Source organism: Pseudoalteromonas sp. S3178 (assembly GCF_005886985.1).
In the GTDB taxonomy this organism is placed as follows: Bacteria; Pseudomonadota; Gammaproteobacteria; order Enterobacterales; family Alteromonadaceae; genus Pseudoalteromonas; species Pseudoalteromonas carrageenovora.
The window spans coordinates 1-301 of record NZ_PNCW01000656.1; the positions used below are offsets into that span (position 1 = coordinate 1).

The window sequence follows — 301 nt, forward strand, 5'->3', positions numbered from 1 at the left end:
TATCCTATAGAATGCGCCGCTTGATTGATGTGATCGATTCCAACTTCACAAATCAAATATGATGCAAAAAAGCGTAATGAAGGGGCAAACTAATGAGCTTTTGGCAAGAAAAAGTACTCGAACAAATGACTAGAGATGAGAGGGAAGCGATTTGTGATGGTTGTGGTAAATGCTGTTTACACTCTTTTATCGACGGCGATGAAGAAGATGAATCATTTGAGAGCACCGACTTTTTGCGCGAAGGAGAAGAGCTACTCTACACCGATGTTGTTTGCCAATATAACGATAAAAATAGCTGTGG

At 40.2% G+C, this 301-nt stretch carries 1 protein-coding gene; it reads left to right on the plus strand.

Annotation, left to right across the window (positions count from 1 at the left end):
* Window positions 1–92 precede the first annotated feature (92 nt).
* On the plus strand, window positions 93–301 hold a 209-nt coding region (locus CWC11_RS22635; protein WP_502704836.1), incomplete at its 3' end, for a CxxCxxCC domain-containing protein.